Annotated in this window: 18 protein-coding genes and 1 pseudogene; 11 read left to right on the forward strand and 8 right to left on the reverse strand. The window is 62.3% G+C overall.

The features are described from left to right. Nucleotides 1-4: 4 nt before the first annotated feature. Nucleotides 5-1,291: an O-acetylhomoserine aminocarboxypropyltransferase/cysteine synthase family protein gene (locus tag VIZ63_RS14085; RefSeq protein WP_331610294.1), complete on the reverse strand. Its 1,287-nt coding sequence runs from the start codon at nucleotides 1,289-1,291 to the stop codon at nucleotides 5-7. Nucleotides 1,292-1,489: 198 nt separating this feature from the next. On the opposite strand from VIZ63_RS14085, the gene VIZ63_RS14090 reads away from it, so the two are divergent. Continuing rightward, complete coding sequence (locus VIZ63_RS14090; protein ID WP_331610295.1) at nucleotides 1,490-2,620, forward strand: DEAD/DEAH box helicase; 1,131 nt, start codon at nucleotides 1,490-1,492, stop codon at nucleotides 2,618-2,620. Nucleotides 2,621-2,791: 171 nt separating this feature from the next. Here VIZ63_RS14090 and VIZ63_RS14095 read toward each other — a convergent pair whose 3' ends face one another. The 3 genes from VIZ63_RS14095 to VIZ63_RS14105 all read right to left on the reverse strand — a co-directional run bounded on the left by VIZ63_RS14095 (nucleotide 2,792) and on the right by VIZ63_RS14105 (nucleotide 4,764). Further along, entirely contained in the window at nucleotides 2,792-3,652 is an 861-nt protein-coding gene (locus VIZ63_RS14095; protein WP_331610296.1) for a PA4780 family RIO1-like protein kinase, read from the reverse strand. Nucleotides 3,653-4,197: 545 nt separating this feature from the next. Then, the gene (locus VIZ63_RS14100) at nucleotides 4,198-4,590 is read right to left on the reverse strand and encodes an MbcA/ParS/Xre antitoxin family protein (RefSeq protein WP_331610297.1); all 393 of its coding nucleotides are present in this window, start codon (nucleotides 4,588-4,590) and stop codon (nucleotides 4,198-4,200) included. A 6-nt stretch (nucleotides 4,591-4,596) separates the two neighbouring features. Continuing rightward, nucleotides 4,597-4,764, reverse strand: coding sequence for a hypothetical protein (locus tag VIZ63_RS14105; protein ID WP_331610298.1), 168 nt, complete (start codon nucleotides 4,762-4,764; stop codon nucleotides 4,597-4,599). Nucleotides 4,765-5,187: 423 nt separating this feature from the next. Here VIZ63_RS14105 and VIZ63_RS14110 point away from each other — a divergent pair, with 423 nt between their 5' ends. From VIZ63_RS14110 to VIZ63_RS14125, 4 genes are all read left to right on the forward strand, one after another. Then, the gene (locus VIZ63_RS14110) at nucleotides 5,188-5,868 is read left to right on the forward strand and encodes a hypothetical protein (RefSeq protein ID WP_331610299.1); all 681 of its coding nucleotides are present in this window, start codon (nucleotides 5,188-5,190) and stop codon (nucleotides 5,866-5,868) included. A 4-nt stretch (nucleotides 5,869-5,872) separates the two neighbouring features. Continuing rightward, complete coding sequence (locus VIZ63_RS14115; RefSeq protein ID WP_331610300.1) at nucleotides 5,873-6,412, forward strand: hypothetical protein; 540 nt, start codon at nucleotides 5,873-5,875, stop codon at nucleotides 6,410-6,412. Nucleotides 6,413-6,552: 140 nt separating this feature from the next. Continuing rightward, complete coding sequence (locus tag VIZ63_RS14120) at nucleotides 6,553-7,182, forward strand: hypothetical protein (RefSeq protein ID WP_331610301.1); 630 nt, start codon at nucleotides 6,553-6,555, stop codon at nucleotides 7,180-7,182. Nucleotides 7,183-7,294: 112 nt separating this feature from the next. Continuing rightward, nucleotides 7,295-8,239, forward strand: coding sequence for a DUF808 domain-containing protein (locus VIZ63_RS14125; RefSeq protein WP_331610302.1), 945 nt, complete (start codon nucleotides 7,295-7,297; stop codon nucleotides 8,237-8,239). Nucleotides 8,240-8,271: 32 nt separating this feature from the next. Here the strand turns inward: VIZ63_RS14125 and VIZ63_RS14130 are convergent, their stop codons facing one another. Beyond that, on the reverse strand, nucleotides 8,272-8,697 hold the full coding sequence (locus tag VIZ63_RS14130; protein ID WP_331610303.1) for an OsmC family protein: 426 nt from the start codon (nucleotides 8,695-8,697) through the stop codon (nucleotides 8,272-8,274). 171 nt (nucleotides 8,698-8,868) lie between these two features. On the opposite strand from VIZ63_RS14130, the gene VIZ63_RS14135 reads away from it, so the two are divergent. Further along, complete coding sequence (locus VIZ63_RS14135) at nucleotides 8,869-9,534, forward strand: cyclic nucleotide-binding domain-containing protein (protein ID WP_331610304.1); 666 nt, start codon at nucleotides 8,869-8,871, stop codon at nucleotides 9,532-9,534. A 62-nt stretch (nucleotides 9,535-9,596) separates the two neighbouring features. Here the strand turns inward: VIZ63_RS14135 and VIZ63_RS14140 are convergent, their stop codons facing one another. Together VIZ63_RS14140 and VIZ63_RS14145 are read right to left on the reverse strand one after the other, a co-directional pair. Beyond that, nucleotides 9,597-9,965, reverse strand: a complete 369-nt coding sequence (locus VIZ63_RS14140; protein WP_331610305.1) for a DUF1428 domain-containing protein — start codon at nucleotides 9,963-9,965, stop codon at nucleotides 9,597-9,599. Between the two features lie 238 nt (nucleotides 9,966-10,203). Then, complete coding sequence (locus VIZ63_RS14145; protein ID WP_331610306.1) at nucleotides 10,204-10,854, reverse strand: HAD-IA family hydrolase; 651 nt, start codon at nucleotides 10,852-10,854, stop codon at nucleotides 10,204-10,206. Between the two features lie 389 nt (nucleotides 10,855-11,243). On the opposite strand from VIZ63_RS14145, the gene VIZ63_RS14150 reads away from it, so the two are divergent. From VIZ63_RS14150 to VIZ63_RS25425, 5 genes and pseudogenes are all read left to right on the forward strand, one after another. Further along, entirely contained in the window at nucleotides 11,244-12,227 is a 984-nt protein-coding gene (locus tag VIZ63_RS14150; protein WP_349261194.1) for an NAD(P)-dependent alcohol dehydrogenase, read from the forward strand. 270 nt (nucleotides 12,228-12,497) lie between these two features. After that, the gene (locus VIZ63_RS14155; RefSeq protein WP_331610308.1) at nucleotides 12,498-12,965 is read left to right on the forward strand and encodes a hypothetical protein; all 468 of its coding nucleotides are present in this window, start codon (nucleotides 12,498-12,500) and stop codon (nucleotides 12,963-12,965) included. 203 nt (nucleotides 12,966-13,168) lie between these two features. Beyond that, entirely contained in the window at nucleotides 13,169-13,468 is a 300-nt protein-coding gene (locus VIZ63_RS14160; protein WP_331610309.1) for a hypothetical protein, read from the forward strand. Nucleotides 13,469-13,677: 209 nt separating this feature from the next. Continuing rightward, entirely contained in the window at nucleotides 13,678-15,246 is a 1,569-nt protein-coding gene (locus VIZ63_RS14165) for a serine hydrolase domain-containing protein (protein ID WP_331610310.1), read from the forward strand. Between the two features lie 38 nt (nucleotides 15,247-15,284). After that, a pseudogene (locus VIZ63_RS25425) lies at nucleotides 15,285-15,457 on the forward strand (DUF1615 family protein); the annotation flags it as partial. On the opposite strand, the gene VIZ63_RS14170 reads toward VIZ63_RS25425, so the two are convergent. Beyond that, nucleotides 15,382-16,851, reverse strand: coding sequence for a protein adenylyltransferase SelO (locus VIZ63_RS14170; RefSeq protein ID WP_331610311.1), 1,470 nt, complete (start codon nucleotides 16,849-16,851; stop codon nucleotides 15,382-15,384). The pseudogene VIZ63_RS25425 and the gene VIZ63_RS14170 sit on opposite strands and share 76 nt — an antisense overlap. Nucleotides 16,852-16,932 lie beyond the last annotated feature (81 nt).

Consider the following 16,932-nt stretch of genomic DNA (forward strand, 5'->3'; position numbering starts at 1 on the left):
GGCGCTATGACTGCGCGAGTGCCTGGTCGAGATCCGCGAGAATGTCGTCGATGTGCTCGATGCCGATCGACAAGCGAACGGTATCCTCGGTCACGCCGGCCTTGGCCAGCTCGGCCGGCGACAGCTGGCGATGCGTCGTCGATGCGGGATGGCATGCCAGCGACTTGGCGTCGCCGATATTCACGAGTCGCGTCACCAGCCTGAGCGCATCCTGGAATTTCTCGCCACCCTGGCGGCCGCTTTTTACGCCGAAGGTCAGGATGCCGGACGCCTTGCCCGAAAGGTATTTCTTCACGAGTGCATGATCGGGATGCGACTCCAGGCCGGCGTACCGGACCCAGCTCACCTTCGAATGACTGCTCAGGTATTGCGCGACCCGCAACGCATTGTCGCTGATCCGGTCCAGACGCAGCGCCAGCGTTTCGATGCCCTGCAGGATCAGGAAGGCATTGAACGGCGACAGCGCCGCGCCCATGTTGCGCAACGGCACGACACGCGCACGCGCAATGTAGGCCGCGGGACCGAGCGCTTCGGTGTACACGACGCCGTGATAACTCACGTCCGGCTCGTTCAGGCGGCGGAAGCGTTCCTTGTGCTGCGCCCACGGGAATTTCCCGGAGTCGACGATCGCACCGCCAATGCTCGTGCCGTGTCCACCGAGATACTTGGTCAGCGAGTGCACGACGATGTCGGCGCCATGCTCGAACGGACGACACAGGTACGGCGTCGGCACCGTATTGTCGACGATCAGCGGAATACCATGCGCATGCGCAATCTTCGCGAGCTTCTCGAAGTCGGTGATGTTGCCGAGGGGATTGCCGACGGACTCGCAGAAGATCGCCTTGGTGCGGGCATCGATCAGGGACTCGAATGCATCCGAATCGCGATAATCGGCGAAGCGCACTTCGATGCCGTACTGCGGCAATGTATGAGCGAAAAGATTGTACGTGCCGCCATAGAGCGTGCTGGCGGACACGATGTTGTCACCCGCTTCGCTGATCGTCAGCAACGCATACGTGACCGCGGCCTGCCCCGACGACAGCGCCAGCGCCCCGATGCCGCCTTCCAGCGCGGCTACGCGCTGCTCGAGCACGGCATTGGTGGGATTCATGATACGGCTGTAGATATTGCCCTCGACCTTGAGGTCGAACAGATCGGCGCCGTGCTGGGTGTTGTCGAAAGCGTAGGCCACGGTCTGGTAGATCGGCACAGCGACTGCGCGCGTGGTCGGATCCGGCGTATAGCCACCGTGGACCGCGATCGTTTCGAGTTTCCAGTTCGGTTGAGACATCGTGACTCCACATTGAGCAGGGATAGTGGCGTCCACAGGCGACGCCCGCTCCGAACTTAGACCACCTGCGCTGGCAAAGTCCAACCACGCACCGGTCGAAACAACGGATTGGCAGCGGATGCGTGCTCCAGTTATGAGAGGACGGGCTGAACAGGTTAGTCTCGCCGCCGATCCATCGATTCTTCCGAGGTTGTGTTCATGACATTCGCCGATCTGCAAGTGCCACCGGCCCTCATCGCAGCACTGGCCCGACAGCAGATTGCCGATCCGACACCGATCCAGAGCGCGGCACTGCCGATCCTGACGGCCGGAAAGGATGCCTACCTGCACGCCGAGACCGGCACGGGCAAGACGCTGGCGTACCTGCTGCCGATCTTCTGCCGTATCGACTCGACCCAGGCGGCAACACAAGCGGTGATCGTCGCGCCGACGCATGAGCTGGCGATCCAGATCCATCGGCAATGCGGTGAGCTGGCGGTGAATGCTGCGATGCCGGTGCGCTCGCTGCTCCTGATCGGCGGCACATCGACGGAACGCCAGATCGACAAGCTGAAGAAGAAGCCGCACATCGTCGTCGGTTCTCCCGGCCGCATCGCGGAGCTGATCGACAAGGGCAAGCTGAAGTCGAAGTTCGTGCGCAGCATCGTGATCGACGAGGCGGACCGGCTGCTGAACGACGAGAGCGTGTCCGCGGTGCGCGCCATCATTCAGTCCGCGCCGCCTGCGCGTCAGCTGATATTTGCATCGGCTACGCTGGAGCCTGAAAGCCGCGAGGTCATCGCCACGCTTTCACCTGACCTCGTCATGCTCGAAGCCGGGACTGCAGCCGTCAACCAGGACATCGAACATATCTACCTGGTGTGCGAGGAGCGCGACAAGCTGGATGAACTGCGCAAGCTCCTGCACGCGCTCGAACCGGAACGCGCGATCGTTTTCGTCCATCGCAACGACCAGTCCGAGCGGATTGCGGCGAAGCTCGCGCATCACAAGATCGCGGCTGCCGATCTCAATGCGGCGCTCGACAAGCAGGATCGCAAGCACGCGATGGATGGATTTCGCAGCGGCGACATCCGTGTCCTGATCGCCTCTGACATCGCTGCCCGCGGCCTCGACATCAAGGGAGTTACGCACGTGTTCAACTTCGATGTGCCGACCCTGAGCAAGGCCTACCTGCACCGCGTCGGCCGCACCGGCCGTGCGGGCACCAAGGGGCTGGCGGTATCGCTGGTCACCGAAATCGAAGCGCGGGTGATTCCACGCTACGCAGACGAACTTGGCATCACGCTGCACCGTGTACGCATGCGTGGGGGCGAGGTCATCGCTGCGTAGTGAGCTGTAACCACTGATCGATACAGGCTGTGATCCAGGCGATCTGGCTGTGTCCGGCTTGAGCCTGGTGCCACTTACTTAGCGTGTGTGGTGGGATTCCGGATCCGAGGAAAAGAATCTCCGATTCTCCCTCGCTGACGCCACTGCGATCCGGAAGCCCTGGAAACGCGCTCAGCTCCCTTCGGCCAGCGCTTCCTCACGGCCTTGCTGACGACGGACGGCCTCTTCACGGGCCTCGTCGATGGCGAGCAGGACTTCGTCGACATCGGCGACGGCTTCGTCGGTGACGAACTTGCCGGTGAGCTGCGTCTCGGGCTTCAACTCCCCGGCCGCGAACAGTGCCCACATTTCCGGAGCGTACTGCGTGGTCAGCAGTTCCGGCGCGAATCTGCCGAGGGTTTCAGTGACGTTGCGGACATCGCGCTCGAGCATGGCGAACGCATTGTTGTTGGCGGCCGCGTTGACCGCCTGCGGCAGATCGATGATGACGGGCCCGTGCTGATCGAGCAGCACGTTGAACTCCGACAGATCGCCGTGAATCAGGCCGCTGCACAGCATGCGCACGATCTGTGAAATCAGCACGGCGTGGTACTCGAGCGCCAGCTCTGCAGACAAGGCGACTTCGCCCAGACGCGGCGCCGACTGGCCGTCGGCATCGGTCACCAGCTCCATCAGCAGCACGCCATTGAAGAAACCGAACGGCTGGGGCACACGCACGCCGGCCGCGACCAGCTGATAGAGCGCATCGACTTCGGTGTTCTTCCAGGCCGATTCCTGTTCCTTGCGGCCGTAGCGCGTGCTTTTGTTCATTGCGCGCGAATCACGGCTGTTGCGGGTCTTGCGGCCTTCCTGGTACTGCGCACGCTGCTGGAAACTGCGCTGCGCCATGTCCTTGTACACTTTGGCGCAGCGGACTTCCGTTCCACAGCGCACGACGTAGACCGACGCTTCCTTGCCGCTTTTGAGCTGACGCACGACCTCATCGATGATGCCGTCGTCGAGCAACGGCTGCAGTCCATCGGGGATTCTCAATCTGTTCTCACGGTAGTTCTGTTTCTGGGGCGCGACGTTACAGGTTTTTCACGGAAAAAGCCGCGCCTTGCAGACAGCCCGGCGCAGAACATCCACCCCTTCAGGGCAAGCATCAGGTAGGCGACATTGGACGCCAGCAACCAGTGCTGCCGTGTCGGATATCCGACTGTCATCCACGCTGCGGCGGAGCCGAGTAGAGGCCAAATACCGCACCCGTCTGACCTGGGTGCGCAGCCGGCAGCGCCGTGCCACCCATGCCACGCAGGGCGCCCAAGGCCGAAAGCACCGTCTGCAGACGCGGGAGTACGGCATGGCACAACGGACGGACACGGCCGATGGACGCAAGTCAGGCGGGCAGCGGAGAAATCGTCAGCGAGCGAAACATGAACCCTGCGGATTGCGAGAGCATGGACCGGCAGTGTGCTGGCAGGGATGCAGTGTGGACGCGACGCCGCTCGCAATTGCGTGACAGACAGGGTTGGTCCGATGCGCTGCTCAGGAAAAGTCACACGCCATCGCAGCCGGATACCGGAACGCGCAGATACTCAGGTGTCCCGGGAATCAGGCTCGCTTCCCGCATCGCGTCGTCCCGGCAGCCGCAGTTCGTGCTTCTGCACGGCATCCAGGTATCGATAGACGCGCGCTTCTTCCTGCGAGCGCAAGAGGTCGATGGGACGGGCGGCTAACGCCTGATTGGGCTGAACCAGCCAGTGACGCGCGTGCTCCGCGGAACCCACCAACAACACCAGCGTGCGGAACAGACCAATGATCTGCAACGCCCTGTTCCATTCATCGCTCTGTGGATCCAGCGTGCTTGCGCCGGACTGCAGATGCACCAGATCACCCGGCGACATCCGCATCAATGTCGCGAGGTCCGCGGAGAGGTCCAGCTGTTCCGCGGCTCGAAGGAGTGCTTTCGTCAACGTGGCAGGGGTCATTCGATATCAACCATCACTTTGCAGGATCATCAGGCAGTCGTCCGCAAGAAACTCAACCACGCGCGCGATGCGGTGAACGCGCTCGGGTATCGGACTCACCAGCGGCGCGACCATGTTCAGGAGCCAGCCTTTGCAGCCGACATTGGCTCGTATCCCGGCGAGGATGCCACCCATGCTCGAGTGGTTGCAGAGGCCCATGGTAGTCAGAATGCGATTGTAGAACCCGAGTGTGGGCTGCGACAGCGTTCGCCGCCGATGAAAAGAACCTCCCGATCGCCACATCGCTCATGACCGCATTGGCAAATGCAGGCCCGGCCTGCCCCGCCTCGATTCAGGTATCTATTCGCAGGTCCAGGGCGCACACTGGACCCATCTCTCTTTACCCATCGGCTGCGAACCGGCCCCTTGCGTTCGCGAGCCTGTCGATCCTCGTCGTGACCTGAGCTGGACAGCTCCGCGCGACCCGCTCATCACGCTGTCACAGCGAAGGATTCCTACCTGAACACGACAAGACGACTGGCTGCGTATGCGGTCGCGTTGCTGCTTCTGGGCACGATGGGCACGACGCACACGGCAATGGCCGCGAAGTCAGGGTCGATGCAGCCTCGACCAACCCTGCCGGCCAATGCGCGCGCCAGCCGCTATGGGGATTGGGAATGCGCACGCGGCTTTGAACGCAGCGGCACGACCTGCGTCGCTGTGCCCGTGCCGGCGAATGCCTACCTCGACACCTATGGCAGGTCATGGAAATGCAACCGAGGCTTCCGCGCCGTTGGTGCCGGTTGCGTTGCCATCGCCGTGCCGCGCAATGCATACATCGATGACGATGGACGCGACGGCTGGAAATGCAATCGCGGCTATCGGGAAGCGGACAAGCAATGCCTGCAGATCGCGATGCCTGCCAATGCGTACGCACTCGACACCACCTACGGTCAGGGCTGGGAATGCGAACGCGGTTACCGGCAGGAACAGGCCACCTGCGTAGCGGTGCGAGTCCCTGCGAATGCATTCCTCGGCAGCAGCGGCAGGGACTGGAAATGCGAGCGCGGCTTCATTCCCGCCAACGGTGCTTGTGTCGCTGTCGCAGTTCCGCAGGGAGGCTATCTCGACTCCGCGGGTAATGGCTGGAGATGCGACCGTGGCCTGCGCGCCAGGGGGTCGATCTGCGAGACGCTGGTCCTGCCGGCGAACTCGCATCTGGATAACTCAGGCAACGACTGGACCTGCGACAACGGCTATCGCAAGGAATCCTCCTCATGCACAGCCGAGGAGCGTTGAGATCATGAATGCAGTGACATCGATATCACCGCTGGCCGACTGGCAGCCCGCATCAGCCGCCCCCCAGCTCCTGACTTGCAGCGCCACGACGCCCGTACACGTCAGCCTGTTCCGCAGCCTCGACAACCGTGATCACCGTGATCGCTTCGTCTGCGATCTCGTGGCGTGGGAGCTGCTGCTGCAAGTGGCCGTATCATTCGGATGGGACCAACACGGCACCACGTACGTGGGCGCAGGGTTCCCCACGACAAAGCATCGCGCCCGAACAGAACCTGTAGCACGGCACGACTATCAACCCGGCGATGCGCGCGACTCCAAGTGCGTGGAGAGTGTCGATGCCATCGCCTGGGCGTCGGCGCTGAGCGCGGCCCAGCGTTCGCCGCACCTGGCCAGCATGCTCGAGGCGACCATATCGACGGCGTCCGGACGTTCCGGAACGCGCTGGGCAACGGGGCCCGACTCGCCGTTTCTCACCGTGATGGAGGGATTCACCGCCTACGCCTTTGCTGGCGCATTCGAGTTTGCCCGCGCTGAAGTGCGCTGACCCACGCGGGGTCGGCCAGGGCCCAACAGCCTGCGGCGTATCGCACTCATTGCGTTGACGGTCGCCGTCCGCCGCTCGCCCTTCACTCACGCAGGGCGGACGTGAGCGTTGCCGTGAAAGGGGCTATGGTCTCATCCACCATGAACACCATCGCTACCGTGATTCCTGTCATTCGCGCGGTGCCGCTGATGACGCTGTTGCTGCTGGCAGGCTGTGGCGCACCCGATGCCCCGCCATCCGTGGCTTCAGACGGTGCTCCCCGGAAATTCTGGAATGAACTCACGGCACTTTGCGGCAAGGCATTCCAGGGACACATCACCTCGAACGAAGGCGGCGGCGCCGCACCGGATCCGTTCGAAGGACAGGCGCTGATCATGCATGCTCGCGAATGCTCATCGACGGCGATCCACGTACCGTTCCATGTCGGTGACGATCGCTCGCGAACCTGGGTGTTCACGCGTGTCGGGGATGCCATCCAATTCAAGCACGATCATCGGCACGAAGACGGGTCGTCAGATGCCGTCACGATGTACGGTGGTGACTCGATCGAGTCTGGCAGCGCATCGAAGCTGAGCTTCCCCGCCGACGCCGAATCGAAAGCCATGTTCGAGCGTGAAGGCCTGACGCCCTCGATCGACAACACCTGGCTGGTAGACATCGTGCCAGGCGAACGTCTCAGCTACGCACTGGTGCGCCCCGGACGTGAGTTCCGCATCGACTTCGATATCACGCGTCCCGTCGACACACCGCCGGCACCCTGGGGCCACTGACGTCCGTAAGCGGCGCTTCGTGTGCCGATGACTCTCCTCGCTCTGCGGCAACCTAGAACGATTTGTGCAGCGAGGTATTGCCTTCTCCCACGCCCGCACGCCACCCTTGCGCATGGCATCCGGACTTGCAGCACTGCTCGATGACGTCGCGGCGATCGCCAAACTGGCGGCCGCATCCCTGGATGATGTGACGGCGGCGGCCGGCAAGGCCGGGTCGAAAGCGATCGGTGTCGTGGTCGACGACGCCGCCGTGACGCCCGGCTATGCCATGGGCTTCACGCCCGACCGCGAGCTGCCGATCGTCTGGAAGATTGCGCTCGGATCGTTACGTAACAAGTTTCTGTTCCTCCTGCCTGGTGCACTGCTGCTGAGCGCCTTCGCGTCGTGGGCGGTGACACCGATTCTGATGCTCGGCGGCGCTTATCTGTGTTTCGAGGCCACCGAGAAAATCATCGAGGCGGTCGCGAAAAGCGCCGGAAAAGCCGATGCAGCGCCCCAGGTATCGCAACTGGCACTGAGTTCGGCAGCGCTGGAAGCACAGAAAGTATCCGGCGCCATTCGCACCGACCTCATTCTGTCGGGCGAGATCATGGCCATTGCGCTCGCCACCGTGGCCGACCGTCCCCTTGCCATCCAGGCAGGCGCGCTCGTCATCGTGAGTCTCGGCATCACGGCCGCGGTGTATGGCGTTGTCGGACTGATCGTCAAGATGGACGACATCGGAGTGCACCTCGCACGACGAGATTCGACAGTCACCCGCACCTTCGGACGAGGACTGGTCAAGTCGATGCCGCATCTTCTGCAAGGACTGAGCGTCGTCGGCACAGCGGCCATGCTGTGGGTCGGCGGCGGCATCATCGTGCACGGGCTCGAACACTTCGACCTGACACTGGTACCGCACCTCATCGAACGACTCTCGGCGTGGGTTGCGCACGCTCCGGGAGTTGGCGCAATCGCCGGATGGATTGCTTTTGCGGTGTGCTCGGCCGTACTCGGAATCATCATCGGCGGTGTGATCGTCGCCCTGGTGCATGCGGTGTCAAAGCGCAGGCACTGAGCGACGACCCCCAGGCGTACGATCGCAGAGGATCAGCTCTCCAGCGTCGTCTCCATCGTAATCGTCGCTTTCAACAGCTTCGACACCGGACAGTTCGTCTTCGCCTTGTTGGCGATGGACTCGAACTTCGCCTGATCCGCCCCGGGAATTTTCGCCTTCACCGTGAGATGACTCTTCGTGATCTCGAATCCCTCGCCAACCTTGTCGAGCGTCACGGCGGCGTGAGTCTCGATTCTTTCAGGAGTCAGACCCGCCTCACCGAGCATCAGCGACAACGCCATCGAGAAGCATCCCGCATGCGCGGCGCCAATCAGCTCTTCAGGATTCGTACCTTTGCCATTTTCAAATCTCGACTTGAATCCATAGGGCGCTTCCTTGAGCACACCCGTCTCGGTCGAGATCGTCCCGCCACCTTCCTTGATGCTGCCCTGCCACACGGCCCACGCTTTCTTGATCATCGATCTCTCCTCGTCAGTGAATCACCTGTCCGCCCCAACTAGAGAGACGTTTCGCCCCTGACGATGTTCCAGGATGCGGCGAACCTTCCGGGCGCCCGGATCTGCCCCAACTACGAATCGTCACGGCGGCGGTGGGAATCGATACTGGCGCTCGCACAGAGGGGTGATGCCATGTCCCTGCCGCTCGCTGACTATTTCGCGCACGCGTCCAATGTGCTGCTTCTCATCTCGTACTCCGTACGCGACATCCTGTGGCTGCGATGGTTCGCGGTCGCCGCGGCGTTCATCGTCATGCCCTACTATCTCGCACAACCCACCATCCTGTGGCCTCCGGTCATGTGGGGCACGGTGTTTGCGATCATCAATCTGTATCAGATCGCGCGGATCTACGCAGAACGGCGGCCGGTGGTACTGTCCGCCGATGAGCAGCGGCTCTATGACCTCGCCTTCCGGGTGTTGCGGCCACGCGAGTTTCTGGCGTTCGTAATGCTCGGCGAGTGGCGCACGGCGCAGCCCGGTGAAGTGATACTGAAACAGGGTGAAACCACAGCGAGCATCAGTATCGCCATCGAGGGATCAGCGCAGATCTGTCGCGATGGACAGGTGCTCGGCGCGCTCGCACCAGGTCACGTCATCGGCCTGGCGTTGGCACTGACGGGCACGCCGTCGCTGATCGAGGGCAGATTCGCCGAGCGCGGCCGTTACATGCGTTGGCCGGCGCTCGATGTACGCGCGTTTACCGATAGCCGACCGGAACTACGCGCCAAGCTGCAGTCCCTCGTAAACCAGGATCTGGCGCTGAAAGTCGGACGGATGGTTGCGCGGGAGATCGAGTGACGGCCGCTGCCTCACTTGAGCAGGTGCGCATCTTTCGATACGCACCTGCCGTCCATGACCGTCTATTTTTCGAGCGTCACAACAGGCGCGAAGCCGCCAAAGATCATCCGTTTACCATCGAACGGCATCGGGTTTTGCGGACCCATGCGCGGATCGGTCTTCACCACCTCTTCCATTTTTGACATCGCGGCATCACGTGTCTGCTTGTCCGGCCATTCGATCCAGGAAAAGACCACGGCCTCATCCGCCGTCGCCTGCACGGCCCGCCGGAAATCAGTGACCTTGCCATCCGGCACATCGTCACCCCAGCACTCCACAACCCGGATGGCGCCCAGATCCATGAACACGCTGTCGCCCTTGTTCGCATGGTCGATGAACTTCTGCTTGTTGTCCTTCGGTACCGCGATCACGAAACCATCGATATATGACATAGCCACTCCTGGGATTGATCTCACTCCAACCACCGACACATCGCCCCGTGTGCGAACCACAACCCGGCAAGGCGCTCGATAGTTGCCTGTGACCAGGACGTTCGAGCGCCGACGAATCCGACATATCCCGGATAGATCAGGCAACTGAGCCACGCGCATCGCGGCGCAGCAGGTGAGTATCCGACGGCAAGCCGTAGCGCACTGACTTCTCGCCTGCATCGATTGTCCCAATCATGGCCTATGGTTTCCCCGCCGCGATCAATGCAGGCAACCGCGCCATGTCAGCAATGACTTGATGGGCACCCGCGGCCATCAGCTTTGCAGCCGGCGTGTGCCCCGCATAGCCGACCACCGTCATGCCTGCGGCGACGGCTGCCGCCACCCCCGTGGGGGAATCCTCGACGGCCACGCAGGCGCGCGCATCGGCTCCGAATCTGTGCGCCGCCAGCAGGTACACATCCGGCGCAGGTTTCGGATGCGCGACTTCAGTGACGCTCACCAGCCGCCCCTCGAAACGCGGCAATAACCCGGTCAGCCCGAGGCTGAGGCGCATCTTCTCGATCTCGCCGCTGGAAGCGACACACCAGGGCAACCGGATCTCGTCCAGTGCGGCCTCGATATTCGGTAGCGCACGCAGCCCGGTCTCGAAGGCCTCGCGCAATCGCTGCCTGAACGACCTCATCATGTCGACGCCAACGTCCCTTCCCAGCATTGCATTGAGAATGTCGACGCATTGGGCCGTGGATCGTCCAAGAAATGTGTCGAAAGCCGCTTCCGTGGTCAACTGAATGTCGACTTCCGCCAGCAGCTGCACGAGCACCTCGTGGGCAAGCCGTTCACTGTCCACGAGCACGCCGTCGCAATCCAGAACGAGTAATTCAAATGTCACGCTGTTGATCCTGGCATTCCACAAGGACCGGCGACGCCGGCCCCAAAGGCGGTCGACTTTGCATCACTCATGGGTCGATTGGCAGTCCCGGCGTAAAATCGTCGACCTCCGAGCGCGAGGACCAGATGCCGAAATGTCTCGTCACCCCTCATCCTTCAGGACGGTCGTTCGCCGGTCCGGATCGCGCTTCGTCGCATGCAACTGCTCCAGTACTGACGGAAATGCATAGTCGGCACAAATAACGGGAGGGACGAACGGTGAGCCGACGCAGAACGATCCTGAGTGGCATAGCGATCTTCCTGGCCGTCACACTGGCTGGGCTGGCCTTCGCACTCAGCTACAACGCGCCCTGCACGACAGCGGAGCCGACGCCTCAGGCAACATCGCGGATGACGGCCGCCGTGGCACGCTGCTATGGACCACCGGACGTGATCCAGCTCGAAGAGGTCGCGAAGCCAGTGCCCGCCGACGACCAGATCCTCATCCGAGTGCACGCCGCCTCCGTGAATCCGCTGGACTGGCGCATGTTGCGAGGCAGTCCGTACTTGCTGCGATTGCAGCGCGGTCTGGGCACACCGGGGGTGGCGCGGTTCGGCGCTGACTTCGCTGGCACGGTGGCAGCGGTCGGCAGCAGCGTCACGAAATTCAAATCGGGAGACGCAGTGTTCGGGGCTGCGAATGGCGCGCTGGCTGAGTACATCACCAGGCGCGAAAATGGGCCGCTCGCCGTGAAGCCCGCCGGCATCACGTTCGAGCAAGCCGCGTCTGTCAACGTCGCCGGGATGACCGCACTGCAAGCGCTGCGTGATCACGGGAAAGTACAGGCAGGCGACAAGGTACTGATCAACGGCGCATCGGGCGGCGTCGGTACGTTTGCCATCCAGATCGCGAAGACGCTCGGCTCCGAAGTGACGGCCGTCTGCAGCACCAGGAACGTCGAACTCGTGCGCTCGCTGGGCGCAGATCACGTCGTCGACTACACGCAGGCGGATTTCACGAGGAGTGGGCAGCGCTACGACGTGGTCATCGACAACGTCGCCAATCGATCGTTGTCCGATCTGCGCCGCGCTCTCAAGGCAGATGGTCGGCTCGTCATCATCGGCGGCGCCCATGGAAACTGGATCGCACCCTTCTCCCTGCCGCTCAAAGCATTCATGACGGCGCCGTTCGTCGATCAGAAGATGGGCATGATGATCGCGCAGTCGACACAGAAGGATATGCAGTTCGTTGCAGATCTCATGGCCTCCGGAAAACTGACGCCGGTAATCGATCGCACCTATCCCCTGAGCGAGACCGCCGAGGCCATTCGGTATCTGGAAACGGGACGCGCCAGAGGCAAGGTCGTCGTGGTCATTGCGCCGGGGCCGACCTGACGGACGTTTGCAGGAAGCGCCGTCCATTCCTTTCTGCGATGTTCGTGGAGCCTGGGACAGGTTACATCAGACCTTGTGAATCTCCGGTCGCCCGACACGCATAGTCGAATCCGGAAACTCATCACCGGTAGTACGTACGTGATCGAATCGGATTCCAGATGCCCGCTGTAAATCGCTTAGTCCATTCGGTCAGTGACTGTTACGCGGCCAGGTCTGTAGATTCGACTCTCGCAAGGGCGCACGCCGTGAAGAACCCAAGGAGCAGGAAAAATGAAAGTCGCATATTCTGCAGCAGGAATTTCCGTCAACGACCGGCACATTCTCGGCCATGTGATCATAGATAGCGCAGCGAACACGCAGACCAGCGGTATCGCGTACAAGATCGATGCCTACCACTTCGCCTGCGACGCGCTCATCTATTCGGGCGCCGGAGCTGCCTCCGACCAGATCGTCATTCTTCGTGGTCCGACTCCGGACAAAGTCGTACCCTCTGGTTCACGCTGGCGGATGGGGCAATGGCATGCCGACTCGGGGGTGGTCCTCAAAGGGGTGGACGCCGCCGCATTGGCATCGACCACGGCGTTTTATCAACGCCTGCCACCGATCATCGAACTGCAATGTGATTTCACGCATGAACCGCCGTATGGCCCCTTTGCGCCGAAGTCCTGGCTCAAGTTGATCTGGAATCCGCAGTTCGTGCTGCTACCCGGAGTGAAGCCGACGTTTTTCTCCAGCTGACGCAGCGCGTTAACCCTGTATCTGTCACAACCACGCATCCGTGACAGATACAGAGGCGTAAGTGAGAGCATGGCGAGTGTAGATCCGTCGCTTGCCAGACTCGCCGGAGCGCCATTCTTTTCTCCTCAGCGATTAGCGCGTATCACCGGGTTGAATGTGCCACCCTGTGACGTTGTAACTATCGTTTCAGTGTGGAGAGAGTCATGGCCGCCGATGTTCTGCTCGATGGCGTTAAGACGGACACCGTGGGCCGCGAAGTATCGATCCGCATGATCGGCAGCCAGATCCCGCCGGTGAGCATGTCGATACAGATTGCGATCACGGGAGCGGCCACGGTCGCCATTCAGGGTCGCCTGCATCGCAATGCTCCCTGGGCGCAGATTGGCGAAACGCACGACACATCCTGCCTGCTCTACATCAGCCCGATACCGATGTTGCGCGCCGTCAGCACCGGCACCGATGCCGGGGCATCCGTTTCTGTCTGGGCGGCCTGGGGCATTTGAACCCGCGTACTGACGCGATGTTCCTGTCGATGACACTGCAATGAGGCAGAAGGACGAGCCCGCCGATCTTCCGCGGATTTGTCGCTCATCAGCGTCCGGGCCTGGTCGTGCACCCTTGCGAGCGGGCTGGTAGATTCTCCGTGTCCCAGTCGGGACACGCATACGCGCTTTCGCCAGCGCGCATCGCGCCCTTGCGAACAGGACCATCGATGACGCGCAGCCACCGTCGGACCGTTCCAGGCCGAACCGATCTCGCGATCCGGATTCTCGCTGCGACATTCATTGCAGGACTACTGCAAATGCCTGCGTGGCATGCGCGGGCAGACAGTGCGCCAGCGCAGTCCGGCGCGAGCGATGCGAAGACCCTGGCGAAGATCGATGAGATCTTCGCGGACTATGCCCTCGACTCCCATATCCCCGGGATGGTCTACGGAGTCGTCGCCGACGGCCGGCTGGTGCATGTCCACGGCCTCGGGGTCCAGGATTTCGAATCGAAGCGGCCCGTCACGGCAGATACATTGTTCCGCATCGCTTCGATGACGAAGGCGTTCACAGCGCTGACCGTCCTGCAGCTGCGTGACGAACGGAAGCTGCAACTCGATATCCTGGCGGAGAACTATGTCCCCGAAATGCGCAGCTGGAAGTATCCGACACAGGATTCGCCGCGCATTCGCGTGCGTGATCTGCTGAATCACACCGGCGGACTCGTGACCGACGATCCCTGGGGTGACCGGCAGACTCCGCTGCCGGAGGCCGAGTTCTCACGATTTCTGCGTGCAGGGGTGCCGCTCGCACATGCGCCGGGCACCGCCATGGAGTACTCGAACCTGGGATTCGCCCTGCTCGGTCGCACGATCACCAATGCCTCTGGCAAACCGTACGCAGAGACCATTGCGCGAACGCTTCTGCAACCACTCGGCATGCAATCGTCGGGTTTCAGCGTCGATGCCGCGCCCGCGGACCGTCGTGCCCTGGGATACCGATGGGAAGATGACACCTGGCAACCTGAGCCGACGATGATCCATGGCGCCTTCGGCGCCATGGGTGGACTTCAGACGAGCGCCAACGACTACGCGAAGTGGGTGGCCTATCTGCTGTCGGCATGGCCGCCACGCGACGACGCAGACATCGGACCGGTAAAGCGCGCAACCGTACGCGAGCTGGCGCACGGATCGAATTTCCCACGACTGCGGCAACGTGCTGGACACAGCGGCGCGGACGCGTGCCGGCAAGCGGCAACATATGGCATGGGCATGTGGGTCGCGGTCGACTGCGACCTGGGACTCACGCTCAGCCACAGCGGGGGATATCCCGGCTATGGATCGCATGTGCTGCTGCTGCCGGATCACGGCGTCGGCATTTTTGCCCTGGCGAACCGTACCTACGCGGGCCCGTCCGGCGCAGTGTGGGACGCGGCCGTCGCATTGCACGATGCAGGATTTTTCAAGGATGGGTCGTTGCCGGTGAGTGCAGATCTGGCAAGCGCCTATCTTGCCGTCGGAACGATCTATCGGGAGGGCGATGTCGGCGCGGCCGGCGATCGGCTCGCAATGAATTTCCTGATGGACCGCGATGCGCAGGGTTGGCGACGCGACCTCGCCGATCTGAGGAAGAAAGTGGGCGAATGCGATACGACAGCCACCGTAAAACCGACCGGCACACTGTCGGGTGACTTCACCTGGCGTTGCTCCCACGGCCGGGTAGCAGGAAGCGTGCTGCTGGCGCCGACGCAGCCATCCAGCATTCAGAGCCTCAAACTCGCAGTGAAAGCGCCCTGACGCGGCAGCAGCGACCGAAAAAATCATCCTCTGCCATGCGCGCGGTCGTGCCGGGCATCCGTCTCAAAGCGTGAAGATCACACGCCAGCTCACCACCAACTGGTTCGCGCGACGTGTCGATGAGCGCTACCGGAATCAGGTGCCGCAGAATGTGGCCAGCACACGCTCCGCGGGCTGCGGCGGCAATGCGTACTCGGCGTTCTCAGGCTGAGACTCATACGGGCGCTGCAGGATTGCGAGCAGCTTGTTGAATGGCGCCATGTCACCGTGATCCGATGCCGCATTCAACGCTGCCTCGACGCGATGATTGCGCGGGATGAACGCAGGATTCACGCGCCGCATGTTCGCCGCCCGGTCGGCAGCGGTCTGCGGATCGCTTGCCAGGCGCGCACGCCAATCGCGCAGCCAGTCGGGCAGGTCGACGCCCTCACCGAACAACCCACGCAGCGCCTGCTGATCGTTGGGGTCGGCAGCTGCGTCAGCGAGCGCACGGAATGTCAGCGTGAAGTCCGCGTGTGCCGCGTGCATCGCAGTCAACAGACGCCCGATCAGTTCCATATCGCCATCGGCCAGCGCTACCAGCCCGATCTTCTGGCCCATGGCGGCGAGGAAGTTCGTGTTGACCTGCACGAGGAAGGATTGCAGCACCTGCGTCGCAACACTGACCGCTCGTTCCGAATCCGTATCGATGAGCGGCAGCAGCGTTTCCGCGAATCGCGACAAATTCCACTGCGCGATGGCTGGCTGATTCACGTACGCATAGCGGCCGCCTCGATCGATGGAACTGAACACGGTACCCGGATCGTATTCGTCCATGAATGCACAGGGCCCGTAGTCGATCGTCTCGCCGGAGATCGCCATGTTGTCGGTGTTCATGACGCCATGAATGAAGCCGACCCGCATCCAGTCCGCGATGAGTGCGGCCTGGCGCTCGGCGACCGCCTTGAGCAGTGCCAGTGCGGGCACGGTGTCGTCGCGGACCTGCGGATAGTGACGCGCGATGACATAGTCGAGCAGTTCGCGAATCGCCTGTTCGTTGCCTTGTGCGGCAAAGTACTGAAAGGTCCCGACCCGCACATGACTCGCAGCGACGCGGGTCAGCACGGCGCCGGGCAGCGGGCGATCACGAAACACCTCTTCGCCGGTCGCGACGACTGCCAGCGATCGCGTCGTAGGGATTCCGAGCGCGTACATCGCTTCACTGATCAGGTACTCGCGCAGCATCGGCCCCAAGGCCGCCAGGCCATCACCATTGCGTGAGAACGGCGTCGGGCCGACGCCTTTGAGCTGCACGTCACGCAGGACGCCCTCGCGATCGCGGAGCTCGCCGAGAAGGATCGCGCGTCCGTCACCGAGTCGCGGCACGAACCCGCCAAACTGATGTCCGGCATAGGCCATCGCGATGGGCGTCGCGTCGTCGGGTAATTGATTCCCGGACAGCATGACTGCCGCCGATTGTTCGATCGCCTCGGCATCGAGCCCCAACTCGGCAGCGAGCTGCCGGTTGAAAACGATCAGCCGTGGATTCGCGACGGTGGCGGGACTGACGCGCGCGTAGAACGATGCCGGCAGTGCGAAATAACTATGTTCGAAACCCAGTTGCATAAGCTCATGGTACCCGCGTCGGGCGAGCTGCGCCGCGAATACCCCGTTGAATGCCTGAGGCGTGCGGAGCTCGCAATCGCG

The sequence above is a fragment of the Povalibacter sp. genome (assembly GCF_036520495.1).
GTDB lineage: Bacteria > Pseudomonadota > Gammaproteobacteria > Steroidobacterales > Steroidobacteraceae > Steroidobacter.